This is a genomic window from Pseudanabaena sp. CCNP1317 (assembly GCF_034931345.1).
Taxonomy (GTDB): Bacteria; Cyanobacteriota; Cyanobacteriia; order Pseudanabaenales; family Pseudanabaenaceae; genus Pseudanabaena; species Pseudanabaena galeata.
In genome coordinates, this window is the sequence record NZ_JAYGIF010000004.1 from 1 (window position 1) to 14,747 (window position 14,747).

Sequence of the window (14,747 nt, forward strand, 5' to 3'; positions counted from 1 at the left end):
AAAGCACGGTCGCTTACCTAAAAGCATTTTTCGTCTTGGTTTTGATTTTCTGCGTCATATCATCTTTGACATCCATCTCAATTCCGAGGCTTTCTTCAACTCCATTAAATTTTTGTCCTGTACTTAGAGCTTTTACCTAAATCGGCGATCGCCTATTCATCCCATAAACAGCGATCGCTTCTCAAATAATCACATCACAGGGCGATCGCTTTAGATGATGTTAAACAATTGCTTGGTTTATGAGGCGATCGCTAAGTTGCTATTTATTTGAAGTAAGATAAGATCTAAAATCATCAAAAATGAAATACGGTATTGAATTTAAGCCTAAAGCAATTAAGGATTTACGGAGTCTCCCCAAACAAATACAGGATAAAATATTAGAAAAGGTTCAGTTAATGGAAAATGATCTAGCTGGCGATGTGAAAAAGCTAACCAATTTTACGCCTGAATATCGATTAAGAGTTGGTAACTATCGCGTACTCTTTGAGATAGAAAATGAAAATATCGTGATTTATCGCGTTAAACCTAGAGATAAAGCCTACCAATAAACTCTATTATGCTTAACTTAAATCCAGAATTGATCACTAAAGATGGTAAACCGATGTTTGCGGTGCTTCCCTATGAGCAGTTTTTGGCAATTAAAGATATGTTAGAAGACTTTCAAGATTTGCAAGACTTGAGATCTGCTAAGCAGGAAGAATACAATCAACCTGCTATCGCTTTAAATGACGTTAAACAAATGCTTGGTTTATGAGATCTTAGCTAAACCGCTATTTGAATAAGTGCAGTAAAGGCGATCGCACCTGAAGTTAGACAACGTATAATTTTAGCAACCAGTTAGGAAATCAAGATGATCGTTGAAACAAGCTATGCACAGACATCTCCAAGTTTGAACGTATTACTTGATCGTGTTGTCAACGATCGCGAGATTATCTATGTCAAAAGTGAGAGTGGTGAAAATGTTGCTCTGATTGCTGCGGATGAATTACAAAGCATTTTAGAAACTATGCATCTCTTGCGATCGCCTAAAAATGCTGAACGATTGCTAAATGCCATTAGCCGTGCCAGAACGCATACAGAAGCTAGTCAAACACCTGATCAGTTACGAAATGAGTTAGGACTATTCAATGAGTAGTTCGCCTGTATCTAGGTCGGCTATTTTCGATCAGGATTTTCGTATAGATTTAACGCATTGGATATCTGTAGATCGCAAAGTTGCTTTAAGAGTAATGGATTTAGTTGATGCAGTCATGCGCGATCCTTTTAGTGGAATTGGGAAGCCCGAACCATTGAAATATCTTGGTTCTGGTATTTGGTCTCGCCGCATTACCCAAGAGCATCGGTTAGTATATCTAGTTGAGAAAGAATGTATTAAGTTTTTACAATGTAGATATCACTATTGAACAGATCGCTTCTCAAATAATCAAATCACAAGGCGCTCGCTATTCGCTAAATGTAAAACCGCGATGATCGCTTTAAATGATGTTAAACAAATGCTTGGTTTATGAGATTTTAGCTAAATCGCTATTTCAATAAATTGCTGTGAAGGCGATCGCTATTATCGCGACAAAAAGGGGCTGTTTCATAAAAATTTGTTTACTTAATGCTGTCAAACAAATTTTTATGACATATGCGACAAACTACTCTTCTTACTCAGTTAATCCTTGCTCTTGCCTTAATTTCTAACCTTAAATTCAGTTTCAATGGCGAATTTTCTGGTAAAAACTTGCCATCAGATAATGGTAATCACCCTAAAAGCTCAGTAAAGCGTTAACTTTTACTTTTCGCAACATTTAACATTTAAGGTTAAATGTTGCGGAGCATTCAGATCAGAATAATATGATTTTTTAATGTAGACAATTTCACTTAGTCTCGCCACTTATATTTATGACTATTTTGCAGGGATAAGATAGTTAAGATAAAACCTAAGTAGTTAACCTAATAGCTGTAAATTTACTCGTTTTTATTTTAGATCCGTGTGTTTATATCGTTCTGAATAGTCTGTTCATCACGAGTTGAAGGTTCTCCCGAAAATTTTAATCTGCCAAAATGCCAACGTCCTATCTTTAAAGCAAATACTTTCGCTTTGATATAACCACTATGAGTAATGATTAAGTCTAAAGCAGTGTTATAAAAAAACTGACTGTCAACATAAACATCCTTTCTATACTCAGCTACCCCTAATTTTTTAAGTATTTCGTTGGCAATATTTTCATCAAACTGAGTCTCTAGTTGTTGAAATAAAGGGGTTAGTTCTTGCTTTAAAATATCACCTTTGACTAATAATTCTTCTCCTGCTTCATTCATCCTCTTGTTGTATTCGTCTATATCTCTTTTTTGTTGGTTTTGTATTGACCTCTCAATTTCTTGACGCTTTTTTTCTTCTTTTTCTTTTTCTTGTTTCCCTGCTGGTGTTTGAGAATACCAAATGAGGAAAACAACCGCCCCCACTAGCGCTAATAGAATTATTTCCATCCACTTTTTTCTATTTTTATAGCCCTAATTCGGGTTGAACATAATCATAAACGTTTTCTCCTAGTGTACTTTTAATGTGATCGCCTGACAGAGACGAATCGCATCTGGATTAATCTCGACCGCCGAAGGCTGCACTAAGAAGCTCGACAAATCCGTAGGCAACAAGTCCTACGCCTATCGCGCCCTTAATCCCGTGACCAGCAGCCTCCAGCTTGCGACCCTTCTTGCTAGCCCTCTCCATCTCGAAGAAGGAGTCAAGGGAAAGCTGAGTGCAGTCACCCATAGAGTCACTGAGTTGACCGCTAAACTCCGTGAGGCTCATGCTTTCGTAGTCGTCTTGTGCGGCGATCGCCTTCTTCTTTTTTCTACCGCGAGTGGAGGACTTCGCCGCCTTCCGTTTCAGATAGCCTTCAAACATCTCATCAATTTCCGCATCAGTCAGCGCCATCTCTATTTCTCCTTGTTTTGTTATGGGAAAGTTTTCAGACCCCTAATCACTAGGAGACTGCGTTGCCATTAGATAAAACTGAATTTCATCTAATTTGTCGGAACTGATGAATGCAATTAAGCTTCGGCGTTAGAAACAATCTAGCCCCCAATTTTTAATTGCTTACAGCTTATATTCAGCAAAATAGCTCAATTATTAAACCTCTTATTTTTTATAAAGTCCAGAGGTATTTTTTTAAGCGATCTGAAATGAGATTTAGGAGGCACTGGTAGTTAAGCGATCGCTTGACTGAAACTCGTACATATTTTGATTCCGATCTGAATCGAGATTGAGGCGATCGCTCTTATTGGCATATAGTATATTTACACTTATTACACTTACTTCAAAAAATCAACCCATCTCAACATCAGCAATCTTTAAAATGTATATGTTGAACGACCTACCAGATTCTGTTTTTGCACCTGAGCCAGACACCCTACCAATACAACGCCTAGAAGCAATGCTAGAAAAAGCATATCCAAAGTTTGTCGGTCTAGACGGTGAAGAAATCATGTTGCCTGACTCTATATATCAAGCCCTTCGGCAAGTTATTCACATGATGGCATCGGGACAAGTTATATCTTTGGTTCCTTATGATTTGCATTTGAGTACCATTCAAGCCTCTGACTTACTCAATATTTCACGCCCTTATTTATATAAATTGTTAGATCAAGGCGATATCCCCTATATCAAGGTAGGTACGCATCGCCGCGTCCAGTTTCAAGACTTAATGCAGTACAAAAAACAAAGAGATGCTCAGCGTCATCAAGCTTTGAGCGAGCTTCCTGAACTTAGTCAAGAGTTAGGATTTTATACACCAGAAGATGACCGCTTAACCGAGGCTATTTCACCAGCGTAATGAGTTTGCAATCATCTCGATTTCCCGTTGTCCTTGACTTCTGTGTGCATTAGTTCAGTTGAAGCCCAAAGCGCCGATCAGTTTTTAATCTATCTAGCATGATTTGTTTCCTCAAGAGATCAGGCAATTTCTCCAGACTCAGGCAAGTTATTTATAACTATAGCCATCTGTATCAGGACAAATCAAAACCCAAATAATGTGGGGCGGCGCTTCGCGCCGCCCCACATTATTTGGGTTTTATGTCCTAACAAGAATGGCTATAGCTATAAAAAAGCCACCCATATCGGTTACAGACTTACTCAATGTTTTACAAACCTCTGAGCCAAACTTTGTGAGTAGGCTTAACTAAAAGCGATCGCCTACAAGGTTATCGAAAAAAATATTTCCTAACACTTTTGCGACAAAGCTTAAATACGCTATAATTACAAACCTATGCCTATAGGTTTTACTAAAAATATTAACGACACAAATAGGCGTAGGATGTAAACCGCACCAAGCTGTAAATAGCTACTGCTCTTACATTTCTGGGAGGAAATCCAGATAAATTCAAAACAGGAACAAGGAAAAATTTAGTTATGATCAATCGGGCCAAAACTGCTACAGCCACCAATGTCGGCTTCACTCATGAAGACTTCGCGAAACTCTTAGATAAGTACGATTATCACTTCAGCCCTGGCGACATTGTTGCGGGTACAGTATTTAGCATTGAGCCTAGGGGCGCACTTATTGACATTGGCGCAAAGACAGCAGCCTATATCCCGATTCAGGAAATGTCGATCAACCGTGTTGATCAACCTGAAGAAGTATTACAAAACAATGAAACCCGTGAGTTTTTCATTCTCGCTGACGAAAACGAAGAAGGTCAGTTAACACTTTCGATTCGTCGCATCGAGTACATGAGGGCATGGGAACGTGTACGCCAGTTGCAAGCAGAAGACGCAACGGTGCGATCACTTATTTTTGCTACCAACCGTGGTGGCGCATTGGTCAGAATTGAAGGACTACGCGGATTTATCCCTGGATCTCATATCAGCACTCGTAAGCCTAAGGAAGAACTAGTTGGCGAAGAGTTGCCACTCAAGTTCTTAGAAGTGGATGAAGATCGCAACCGTCTCGTCCTCAGTCATCGTCGCGCCCTTGTTGAGCGCAAGATGAACAAGCTCGAAGTTGGCGAAGTCGTGATTGGTGTAGTACGTGGTATCAAGCCTTACGGTGCATTTATCGACATCGGTGGTGTCAGTGGCTTGTTGCACATTTCCGAAATCTCCCACGAACATATCGAAACTCCTCACAACGTCTTTAACGTCAATGATGAAGTCAAGGTGATGATCATCGACCTTGATGCAGAGCGCGGTAGAATCTCGCTCTCCACCAAGCAACTTGAAGCAGAACCTGGTGACATGGTCAAAGATCCTCAACTGGTTTACGCTAAGGCTGAAGAGATGGCTGCGAAATATCGTGAACAACTAAATGCACCTCCTGCGGTCATGGAAATTACTGTCGCCGCAGTTGAAGAGGAAGAGTATGAAGTTCCTGATGCAATGGAAGAGCCTGAAATTCCTGAAGAAGAAGTTGTAGCTGAAGCAGTAGAAGAAACTGTAGCTGAAGCTTAGTTTAATATTGTGTGACGCTGCGAAGCAGCGTCACACAATATCTAGTTTCTCCTTTAGATTTGGTAAAAAGTTAATATTTTCTATAAACAAGGTGAGACTATATCCCCTCGTTTTAATTTTTTATATTGACGACTGTAACTTTACAGATTACAGTCATTTCTAGAGAAAAAATAATGATTAAAAACTTCAAAGATAAAACACTACAAAGATTGTTTCGAGAAGATATACCAGCAACTAGCAAACAAGAAGAGAAAATAAAAAATCGACTTGAAACTATAGTAGTTGCATCCAAGATCGAAGATATTAGAATCCCAGGATATGGCTTACATGAACTAAAGGGGGACAGAAAAGGTACTTGGTCAATAAAAATATCAGGCAATTGGCGAATTACATTTAGATTTGAGGATGGCAATGCCTATGACTTAAATTTTGAAGATTATCATTAGGTGTTAATAAACAAGGAAATATTTCATGAATAATCTATTAGAAACAGTAAAAGATCGGAAAAGAAGACCAAATCATCCTGGACAAGTGGTTTTAGATATCTTGGAAGAGCTAGAAATGTCTCAGACTCAATTTGCCAAAATATTGGGAGTGTCTCGCCGAACAGTTAATCAGATCATTCAGGGGCGTAGACCAATTACCGTTGATATGGCAATTAGAATCGGTAAAGCTTTTGGAAATGGGCCTGAGCTTTGGCTGAATCTTCAGCAGAATGTCGATGTTTGGGATGCTTTGCAAAAATATGAAGAGGAATATAACAAAATATTGACATTGCAGAATTATCAAAAAGAATTAACAGTTGCGTAAAAATTTGAAAAAGCGTTTAGATGTCTTATTGGTTGACTTAGAGCTTGCACCATCGCGGGAGCAGGCTCAAAAGTTTATTCGAGCTGGCTGGGTACAGGTTAATCAACAGGTGATTGATAAGGTTGGTACTGAGGTCAAGGATGATGCAGTGATTTTGGTGAAGCAACGATCGCCTTTTGTGTCCCGTGGTGGTGAGAAATTGGCAGGAGCGCTTGCTAAATTTGCGGTGAATTTGGGCGATCGCACTTGTTTTGATGGGGGGATCTCGACGGGTGGATTTACGGACTGTATGCTGAAGCAGGGGGCTGCGAAGGTCTACGGGATTGATGTAGGCTATGGTCAGGTAGCTTGGGAAATTCGCAGTGATCAGCGAGTGGTATTGCGCGAACGGACTAATCTCAGACATCTCACTCCCGAAGATTTGTATGCGCCTGAAGATATTGTTCCTGACTTTGCAGTGTTGGATTTATCGTTTATTTCACTGACCAAAATTTTGCCTTCGTTATGGAATTTATTGCGATCGCCCCGCGAGACATTATTACTAGTCAAGCCCCAATTTGAAGCGGGTAAGGGACAAGTAGGCAAAAATGGGATCGTGCGCGAACCAAAAGTTAGGGCTGAGGCGATCGCTAATGTTTTAACAACTGCTCAAGGTTTAGGTTGGCAATTCCAAGGTTTAATGCCTTCACCAATTCAAGGTCGGACTGGTAATTACGAATATTGGCTATGGCTAAGTGAGCAACCTTCAGAAATCGTTACGCCTAGTTTTGAAGATATTTTGTCAATGGCTCATGGCAATTAAATTTCTTATTATTTCAATCTTATAAATTGCGGCAAAATAACAAAATTAAATCTATATAACCTATAGCTTTCAGCCATGAGAACCTATCAGCCCAGTAATATCGCTCCATCCCAAGGAGTTACGATACTAGCTATTTCTTCTTTAGTTTCAGGTGCAGCGATCGGCGGCGCAACCGCATTTATTAGTAAATTTATTTACTTTATTGTTTTATTTCCAATGGTAATGGGATTTGCATCTGGTGCGGCAATGGGATTTGCCGTCAAAAAAGGTAAAATTCGGAATCCGCTCACTGCTATTAGTTTAGGTGTTTTAGGAGGACTGGTTACCTACGGTTCGCTGATGTACGGACAGTACATTAATTTTCAGCAGGAAACCGAAACAATCATGGAGCGTGAATATAATGTCACCGACAAGAATCAGGCAAAAGAGCAAATCAACAACTTTTTGCAGCAGGAAACTGGTTCTTCAGGATTTGTTGGCTTTTTAAAAATGTCAGCCAAAGAAGGAACAAGTATTAGTCGAGGAAGTAGCAAAGTTAAGCTTAATGATACTTTTACTTATTTACTCTGGTTGATCGAGTTGGGAATTGTTGGTTTCTTAGCGGCTTCTATTCCTTTTAAATCTGCAAATGAACCATTCAACGAAGAAGCTAATGAATGGTATGGAGAGAAACAGTGGGTTGGCAGTGCCACAGCAGAATCTAAGGATGAACTCATGCGTCTCTTAAATATGGATGACATGGCAGGAGCATCTGCTTTGCTATCTAGTCAGACGGATTTACCAACTCCTCGGATAGATGTTTACTCCCAATCCTGTGCTGGTATTCCTTTTAGCGATTCTGTAATTACAGTTAGCTATGTCTCTACCAATGCGAAGAAACAAAATGAATCTAAAGATCTGTTGACAGGATTAGTCTCAGAATCTCAGCGATCGCTTCTTGTTCCTCAAATATCTACAGCAACCTCTGAAACTCCCCCAGAAGCTTAAATTTATTGCTAGACACAAAACGGCTACGCCGTTTTGTGTTCGTCTAGACCGCAGGAATTGGGAAAGTAGCACCTTGCTGATAAGCGTCAAAATGCTGTTTGAAATATTGCCATGATGTCATTTCTTCCCCTTCAGTTTTTTCAGATGGCGCATCTCTAAACAGAGGTAGACGGGTTTCAATTTCTTTTTTGAGAACTTGTGGCAGATCGTTAAAATCTTTAACCTTTTTGCCAGAGGCGCTATAAATCAGGTTTCCCTCACGCTGTCCCATTTTCATCCAAGGTAACCATGGCCCCACACGATTCCATGACATGACTAATTTGGAGACCGTTGTGGTTGTAGGATCTTCGAGATCGGCGATGGGAACAGAAAGTTTAAATAACTCGACGGCATTGTACATCGGGCGATCGCAATATTCGGCAAATTTAGGATCATCGGCAAGAGGATTAGGATACTGAGCAAATAAGTCGAAAATGAAAGTTGCGGTATCGCCCTCTACCTCGGCAGGGATATTATGGCGAAAAGTTCCTTGAATCGGACTATTGGCGACATGTACCACAGATAACATTTCCCCAGTCCAAGGATTTTGCCAATGACGGGTTATCTCCCTAGTTTCAGGATCAAGATATAGAATCACTTCGCGAGAGGTGAAGTCCCATGAGCCATCACCCTTATCTATACATCGCGCCACATTCATGCCAACGAGTTGAAACAACTTACGCTTTGGCTCGTTGGGCATAAAGGAATATAAAAAACCACTCCAAGCCAAAAAAGATGGTGTGCCATCATTGGAACATCTGGTTTTAGCAAACTGCGTAGCCGAAAATTCTTTCGTTTCTGCAAACATTGATTTTCTCGCTATTTTAGGTTTTGATCGCTTATCGCTAGCTTCAGTGTACAAAATTTATGCAAAGTAAAAAATATATAAACAAGCCCAAATTGTTGGGCTGCCCGCGTAGCGGGCAGCCCAACAATTTGGGCTTGTTTTATAACTATGCCGAGCTACTTAGTAAAAGGCAAAATGCTGCTTAATCACATCAAATTTGGTGCATTCCCAGTAGTCGATGTGAGAAACAATTAGTTCACCTGCCGTATCTAAAGTTAGGTCACTCCAGCCCGTTACACTAATTCTTGGTTTCCAAGGTAGTGGTGCATCCCAACTCATTGTCCAACAAGCCTTAACGAGATTATCAGTGCGGGTGATGTCGTGCAGTTCTAGCTTGAGATTTTTAAACCAAAAGGTGATGAAGCCAATCATCTTTTGATATTGCTTGATGCCGCGAAAGTTATAGACAGGATCTTTGAAATAGACATCTTCGCTATAGATGCTATAGGTTTGTGCTTCAGGGAATTTTGCGTAATCTGCCTTAATGATGTCGAGAATATTGGTCATTTTGCGATCGCCTCTGGGGAATCATTGGGGATTCAGGAGAAATCATAGCCCTGACCTTTGATGATAACCTTGAGACTGTTGACTTGTGGAAAATCTTATGTGGGCTAATGCGATCGCCGCTTATTTACATTATTTGAGCTTAGGACTTATTTTTGCGGCTTTATCTACAGAACTATTTACGCTAAAGCAAGACCTAACCAATCGTGATGGATGGCGAATTCTGATTGCCGATACTATTTATGGAATCGCAGGAATTACGGTTTTAGTAACGGGGATTTTAAGATATTTATATTTTGAAAAAGGCGCAGATTACTATTCCCATCAACCAGTTTTCTGGATGAAAATATCTGTATTTATTGCGGTTGGCTTATTGTCGCTATATCCCACAATCTCATTCTTGATGTGGATTAAAAACCTTCGTGCAGAAAAGCCCCCAGAGGTCAGTCCAGAGAAAGTCAAAACCTTAAAAACAATCATTCACGTCGAGCTTGTGGGATTTAGCCTCATTCCTCTCCTCGCTTCCATGATGGCAAGAGGAATTACGTTAGGCTTATAAACAAAGGCGGCGCTTAGCGCCGCCTTTGTTTACGAAAGAGCATTTCTTAACATCGCTAACTTTTCAGGCAAAATGCGATAGTAAATCGAAGTTCCACGTCTTTCTTTGGTAAGTAACCCTGCCCCATAAAGAACCTTGAGATGATGGCTGACGGTTGGCTGCGATATCCCCAAAGTTTCCACCAATTCACAGGCATACACCTCTTTAGTGGGCTGAGCCGCAATTAAACTCAAAATTTGTAGTCGCGCAGGTTCTCCCAATACGCGAAAGATGCTGGCTAATAAAGCTGTGTCCTCTGGTTGCAACCGCCCAGCCATCAGTGGCGGACAACATCTGGTTGCGATCGCAGTGTCCTTGGTTTGAGCCATCATCGGTTGAGAAATTTTCATAGCTTTAATCTTGACATATCCCCATCAAAACCGTCAAAATATCGACAAACACAAATATTGATATAAATCAATACTAATGATTATAGGTTAAATCATGGCAGTGCGAGTTGGTATTAACGGTTTTGGCAGAATTGGCAGATTAGTGCTGCGTGCTGGTTGGGACTTTCCCGAATTAGAATTTGTGCATATTAATGAAATCAAGGGCGGCATTGAAGCTGCCGCGCATTTACTAGAGTTTGACTCGGTGCATGGTCGTTGGTCGCCTGATGTGAGAATAGAAGGCGATCGCATTGCCATCGATGATCAAAAATCAATTCAAAAGCTCAGCTTTAGCGAATATGCCAAACCCGAACTAGTCAACTGGCAAGAACTAGGCGTTGATATCGTATTAGAATGTTCTGGCAAATTTCGCACCCCAGAAACCCTAAATCCCTATTTCACCAAAGACGTAAAGAAAGTCATCGTCGCGGCTCCTGTGAAGGAAGAAGCGCTAAATATCGTGATGGGAATTAACGATCATCTCTACAATTCCACAGAGCATCGGATTCTTACGGCAGCCTCTTGCACCACCAACTGTCTCGCGCCTGTGGTGAAAGTTATCCATGAAGGTTTAGGAATTAAGCATGGTGTGATTACCACGATTCACGATAATACCAACACGCAAACCCTTGTGGATGCACCCCACAAAGATTTGCGCCGCGCTAGAGCTTCGGCTTTGTCCCTAATTCCTACCACTACAGGATCGGCGACTGCCATCACGCTCATCTATCCCGAACTCAAGGGCAAGTTAAATGGATTAGCGGTGCGCGTGCCTTTGCTAAATGCTTCTCTTACGGATTGTGTGTTTGAAGTAGAAAGAGAAACCACAATTGAGGAAGTGAATAGTTTATTGAAAACAGCCGCCGAAGGTGAACTCAAAGGGATTTTAGGCTATGAAGAGCGTCCTTTAGTTTCTATTGATTACAAAGACGATCCGCGATCGTCCATTATTGATGCGCTCTCGACAATGGTTGTGGATGGAACTCAGGTCAAGATTTTGGCTTGGTATGACAACGAGTGGGGCTATTCCTGCCGCATGGCGGAATTGACGAGAAAAGTAGCTGTATCGATTTAAGACCCTCACCCCCCCAGCCCCCTCTCCCGCAGGAGAGGGGGAGCGAAGAATATATATTTCTTTCTTGTTCCCCTCTCCTGCGGGAGAGGGGCTAGGGGTGAGGGCGAAATATCTAAACTTTGAGAAAAATCATGAACTCTTCCACTGCATCCCAAGCAAACTTCAAAAATTATGCGCTTGTCACCCTCACCTATTGGGGGTTCACGATTACCGATGGGGCTTTGCGACTCTTGGTACTTCTCTATTTCAACAATATCGGCTATACACCAATTCAAATTGCTTCCCTATTCCTATTCTATGAAGTCTTTGGAGTTATTACTAACTTTTTAGGCGGCTGGATTGGTTCGCAATTGGGATTGAAAGTTACCCTCTATACAGGAATTGGCTTACAGATTTTCTCGCTGATAATGTTGTCTTTTCTCAATCCAGAATGGGCGCAATGGTTGGCAGTTCTCTATGTAATGATCGCTCAGGCTTTTTCAGGAATTGCTAAAGACTTGACGAAGATGAGTACCAAAAGTGCAATTCGCTTAGTCGTGCCGCAGGATGCTCAATCAGCTTTGTTCAAATGGGTTGCCATTCTTACGGGTTCTAAGAATGCCTTGAAGGGTGTTGGCTTTTTTATTGGCAGTGCTTTATTAGGATTAACAGGCTTTGTCAATTCCCTATGGATTATGGCGGGATGCTTATTTCTGCTCCTGTTCACAGGTTTATTCTTACCCAAAGGCATGGGCAAAATCAAGGCAAAAGTCAAGTTCAAACAACTCTTTTCTAAAAGCCCTGAAATCAATCTTCTATCCGCAGCAAGATTTTTTCTGTTTGGCTCTAGAGATGTTTGGTTTGTGGTGGGATTGCCTGTATTTTTGCGAAGTGTTTTAGGCTGGTCATTCTATCAAGTTGGTGGTTTCTTAGCTTGTTGGGTGATTGGCTATGGACTGATTCAATCCCTTGCACCGACATTGATTAAGCGCTTTGGTTCGGGTCAACCGCCGCGATCGCAAACAGTTCGATTTTGGACAACCGCACTCATTGCCGTTCCTGCACTCATTGCGATCGCCCTACAATTAAATCTCTCGCCTAATCTAGTCATCATCGGCGGCTTACTAATTTTCGGTGTCGTTTTTGCCTTTAACTCATCGGTACATTCCTATCTAGTTCTCGCCTTCACAGACGATGACAAAGTAGCGCTAAATGTTGGCTTCTACTACATGGCAAATTCAGGCGGACGCTTAGCAGGGACGGTGTTATCGGGATTGGTATATCAGTTTGCGGGTTTAGTCGGATGTTTGTGGGTATCGAGTGTTCTTGTTCTTGCCGCTGCCGTGATTACCCGCAAGTTGCCCGATCCTGAACCAAGGAAGGCGATCGCATGGAAATCTGATGGAGAATAGTACAAAAACATAAAATGACTACGCCATTTTGTGTTTTTGTAACGCTTACTGGGTTTGGCTTTTAATCCACAAAAGTGTTGCAACACTTTCGTGAATTGGTATGAGGATGTGCGGCGCTTCGCGCCGCACATCCTTGCCATGATATTTTTAGGACTACCACACGTAACGCCAGTTATGTAACTTCGGCAAACAATTCGGCGATCGGGCGATCGCTTTCTTCTGCTCTAATCACAATCTCCACCAGTTTATTTTTTGCGGTCTCTTCAAATAATGCTTCAACGGTCACTTGAGCAACTTTAGTACGCGGAATACTTCCTTCAAACAGAGTGTCAGCACCAGACATGATTAATCCACCTTGCTTCTCATAATTGAGCAATCCTCCAGGACGAACGATGGTGTAGGTCACGCCGCTATCTTGCAAATATCTCTCTGCTTGCTTCTTCCAAAATAGTACTAGCCAGAATAGATTTAAGGGATGGAACAACTTCGATACACAAAGGGAAGATACGATCGCAAAATGTTTGATGTTTTTTGCCTTTGCTGCATTCACTAAGTTCTTTGTACCGATGTAATCCACTAAATATGGCTCTAATGCATTGAGGCTTGGTTTTGCGCCAGTTGCACAGACCAGCACATCACAATCAGCGATCGCCTCTGCTAAGGTGTCAGCAAAAAGTACATTGCCTTGAACTAATTCCACTTCAGGTGGAAGAATTTTTTTGGCAATTTCTAGGTCACGCACTAAGGCTTTTACGGGAATATTCCGCTTTACTAATTCAGTGACAATATGCCGTCCTGTTTGCCCTGTGGCTCCTGCTACAAATGCTTTCATAGATTATGTTCTCAAAAAAATTTACTAAGCTATAGGCAAGCCCATTTTCCATTGTAATGGCGATCTCTGATCGCTCAACAATACTCACCAATAAAACCAACTATTTTTGGTTTATGGGGATGCCTACTGAAAGTGCAAGCATCTTTGGATGCAGTCTGCGATCGCAATTATTGTCACTTCACTCCTACGGTGAGGAGCGTTACGTTATTATTGGATTATCCAGTGTTAATCGTTTACTGATAGTTGCTCATACAGATCGAGCAGATCGGGTTCGATTAATCAGCGCACGCGAAGCAACTCGATTTGAGCGGAGGTTTTACGAAGATGGATATTAGTAATGAGTTAGAGGATGATTTACGTCCTGAGTATGACTTCAGTAAGATGCAAGGTGGCATTAGGGGAAAGTATGTTGATCGCTATCGAGCAGGAACTAATATGGTGTTGCTTGATCCTGATGTTTTACAAGCTTTCCCTACTAGTGAGTCAGTGAATGAAGCACTTCGACTACTTATGCAAATAGCTCAGAGACAAAAAGCTTAAAAAAGTGATTGCTTATGCAAATTAGGAGTACCAAGCAAATGACACAATCTTTAATTCCCACAAAACTGCCAACATTATATGATTGCGACTTTTTGCTATGGACAGAAGAAACGATCGCGCATTTGCAAACTGGTGACTTTAAGCAATTAGATATTGCCAACTTAATTGAGGAGATCGACTCATTGGGAAAAGCTCAGAAAAATGCATTTAAAGGTCAAATTCGGGCGCTTATCGAACATATTATGAAACGATGCTACGTTAACATGCCGATTGAATATCATGGATGGGAACGGTCAATTCGCAACATTCGCCCCGAAATTGAAGACCTGATGGAAACTTCTCCCAGCTTACAGAATGACTATCAAAAAATTCTCGATCCCGTCTATCAACAATGTCTTAAAAAGCTGCGACCCGAATACAAAAGTACAAATTTCTCTGACACATGGGAATTTACGCGATCGCTTGATGACCTTCTCAATTTAGATTTCTGGGCATAAAA

The 14,747-nt window shown here is 41.2% G+C and carries 22 protein-coding genes; 16 read left to right on the forward strand and 6 right to left on the reverse strand.

Annotation, left to right across the window (positions count from 1 at the left end; genetic code table 11):
* Window positions 1–299 precede the first annotated feature (299 nt).
* From VB775_RS02285 to VB775_RS02300, 4 genes are all read left to right on the forward strand, one after another.
* Window positions 300–548, forward strand: coding sequence for a type II toxin-antitoxin system RelE family toxin (locus VB775_RS02285; RefSeq protein ID WP_281006910.1), 249 nt, complete (start codon window positions 300–302; stop codon window positions 546–548).
* An 8-nt stretch (window positions 549–556) separates the two neighbouring features.
* Entirely contained in the window at window positions 557–754 is a 198-nt protein-coding gene (locus VB775_RS02290) for a hypothetical protein (protein ID WP_281006911.1), read from the forward strand.
* A 96-nt stretch (window positions 755–850) separates the two neighbouring features.
* The gene (locus VB775_RS02295) at window positions 851–1,135 is read left to right on the forward strand and encodes a type II toxin-antitoxin system Phd/YefM family antitoxin (RefSeq protein WP_281006912.1); all 285 of its coding nucleotides are present in this window, start codon (window positions 851–853) and stop codon (window positions 1,133–1,135) included.
* A complete protein-coding gene (locus VB775_RS02300) occupies window positions 1,128–1,403 on the forward strand; it encodes a Txe/YoeB family addiction module toxin (protein ID WP_281006913.1) in 276 nt (91 codons plus the stop codon). The genes VB775_RS02295 and VB775_RS02300 overlap by 8 nt, the downstream gene beginning before the upstream one ends.
* 565 nt (window positions 1,404–1,968) lie before the next feature.
* Here the strand turns inward: VB775_RS02300 and VB775_RS02305 are convergent.
* Together VB775_RS02305 and VB775_RS02310 are read right to left on the reverse strand one after the other, a co-directional pair.
* Entirely contained in the window at window positions 1,969–2,475 is a 507-nt protein-coding gene (locus tag VB775_RS02305) for a hypothetical protein (protein ID WP_281006914.1), read from the reverse strand.
* Between the two features lie 109 nt (window positions 2,476–2,584).
* Window positions 2,585–2,923: a hypothetical protein gene (locus VB775_RS02310; RefSeq protein WP_281006915.1), complete on the reverse strand. Its 339-nt coding sequence runs from the start codon at window positions 2,921–2,923 to the stop codon at window positions 2,585–2,587.
* A 427-nt stretch (window positions 2,924–3,350) separates the two neighbouring features.
* Between VB775_RS02310 and VB775_RS02315 the strand changes: the two genes are divergently transcribed.
* From VB775_RS02315 to VB775_RS02340, 6 genes are all read left to right on the forward strand, one after another.
* Window positions 3,351–3,821, forward strand: a complete 471-nt coding sequence (locus tag VB775_RS02315; RefSeq protein WP_281006916.1) for a helix-turn-helix domain-containing protein — start codon at window positions 3,351–3,353, stop codon at window positions 3,819–3,821.
* 575 nt (window positions 3,822–4,396) lie between these two features.
* On the forward strand, window positions 4,397–5,434 hold the full coding sequence (locus VB775_RS02320; RefSeq protein ID WP_281006917.1) for a 30S ribosomal protein S1: 1,038 nt from the start codon (window positions 4,397–4,399) through the stop codon (window positions 5,432–5,434).
* Window positions 5,435–5,559: 125 nt separating this feature from the next.
* Window positions 5,560–5,880, forward strand: coding sequence for a type II toxin-antitoxin system RelE/ParE family toxin (locus VB775_RS02325; RefSeq protein ID WP_281006918.1), 321 nt, complete (start codon window positions 5,560–5,562; stop codon window positions 5,878–5,880).
* Window positions 5,881–5,905: 25 nt separating this feature from the next.
* Window positions 5,906–6,244, forward strand: coding sequence for a HigA family addiction module antitoxin (locus VB775_RS02330; RefSeq protein ID WP_281006919.1), 339 nt, complete (start codon window positions 5,906–5,908; stop codon window positions 6,242–6,244).
* A 4-nt stretch (window positions 6,245–6,248) separates the two neighbouring features.
* Complete coding sequence (locus tag VB775_RS02335) at window positions 6,249–7,046, forward strand: TlyA family RNA methyltransferase (protein WP_281006920.1); 798 nt, start codon at window positions 6,249–6,251, stop codon at window positions 7,044–7,046.
* A gap of 75 nt (window positions 7,047–7,121) precedes the next feature.
* Window positions 7,122–8,033, forward strand: coding sequence for a hypothetical protein (locus VB775_RS02340; RefSeq protein ID WP_281006921.1), 912 nt, complete (start codon window positions 7,122–7,124; stop codon window positions 8,031–8,033).
* 43 nt (window positions 8,034–8,076) lie between these two features.
* Here VB775_RS02340 and VB775_RS02345 read toward each other — a convergent pair whose 3' ends face one another.
* Together VB775_RS02345 and VB775_RS02350 are read right to left on the reverse strand one after the other, a co-directional pair.
* Window positions 8,077–8,880 carry a DUF1838 domain-containing protein gene (locus VB775_RS02345; RefSeq protein ID WP_281006922.1) on the reverse strand — a complete coding sequence of 268 codons (804 nt, stop codon included), beginning with the start codon at window positions 8,878–8,880 and terminating at the stop codon, window positions 8,077–8,079.
* A gap of 159 nt (window positions 8,881–9,039) precedes the next feature.
* Window positions 9,040–9,426, reverse strand: coding sequence for a DUF2358 domain-containing protein (locus VB775_RS02350; RefSeq protein WP_281006923.1), 387 nt, complete (start codon window positions 9,424–9,426; stop codon window positions 9,040–9,042).
* 97 nt (window positions 9,427–9,523) lie between these two features.
* Between VB775_RS02350 and VB775_RS02355 the strand changes: the two genes are divergently transcribed.
* Entirely contained in the window at window positions 9,524–9,982 is a 459-nt protein-coding gene (locus tag VB775_RS02355) for a DUF2214 family protein (protein WP_407073004.1), read from the forward strand.
* A gap of 29 nt (window positions 9,983–10,011) precedes the next feature.
* On the opposite strand, the gene VB775_RS02360 is transcribed toward VB775_RS02355, so the two are convergent.
* Entirely contained in the window at window positions 10,012–10,371 is a 360-nt protein-coding gene (locus VB775_RS02360; RefSeq protein WP_281006925.1) for an ArsR/SmtB family transcription factor, read from the reverse strand.
* Between the two features lie 94 nt (window positions 10,372–10,465).
* Here VB775_RS02360 and VB775_RS02365 point away from each other — a divergent pair, with 94 nt between their 5' ends.
* Together VB775_RS02365 and arsJ are read left to right on the forward strand one after the other, a co-directional pair.
* Complete coding sequence (locus VB775_RS02365) at window positions 10,466–11,485, forward strand: ArsJ-associated glyceraldehyde-3-phosphate dehydrogenase (RefSeq protein WP_281006926.1); 1,020 nt, start codon at window positions 10,466–10,468, stop codon at window positions 11,483–11,485.
* Between the two features lie 131 nt (window positions 11,486–11,616).
* Complete coding sequence (arsJ, locus tag VB775_RS02370; RefSeq protein WP_281006927.1) at window positions 11,617–12,876, forward strand: organoarsenical effux MFS transporter ArsJ; 1,260 nt, start codon at window positions 11,617–11,619, stop codon at window positions 12,874–12,876.
* 172 nt (window positions 12,877–13,048) lie between these two features.
* Here arsJ and VB775_RS02375 read toward each other — a convergent pair whose 3' ends face one another.
* Window positions 13,049–13,708, reverse strand: coding sequence for an SDR family oxidoreductase (locus VB775_RS02375; protein ID WP_281006928.1), 660 nt, complete (start codon window positions 13,706–13,708; stop codon window positions 13,049–13,051).
* Between the two features lie 119 nt (window positions 13,709–13,827).
* Here VB775_RS02375 and VB775_RS02380 point away from each other — a divergent pair, with 119 nt between their 5' ends.
* The 3 genes from VB775_RS02380 to VB775_RS02390 are packed head-to-tail and all read left to right on the forward strand — an operon-like array spanning window position 13,828 to window position 14,745.
* Window positions 13,828–14,043, forward strand: coding sequence for a BrnT family toxin (locus tag VB775_RS02380; RefSeq protein WP_323216623.1), 216 nt, complete (start codon window positions 13,828–13,830; stop codon window positions 14,041–14,043).
* Entirely contained in the window at window positions 14,033–14,248 is a 216-nt protein-coding gene (locus tag VB775_RS02385) for a hypothetical protein (protein WP_281006930.1), read from the forward strand. The genes VB775_RS02380 and VB775_RS02385 overlap by 11 nt, the downstream gene beginning before the upstream one ends.
* A gap of 38 nt (window positions 14,249–14,286) precedes the next feature.
* A complete protein-coding gene (locus VB775_RS02390; protein ID WP_281006931.1) occupies window positions 14,287–14,745 on the forward strand; it encodes a DUF29 domain-containing protein in 459 nt (152 codons plus the stop codon).
* Window positions 14,746–14,747: the final 2 nt, after the last annotated feature.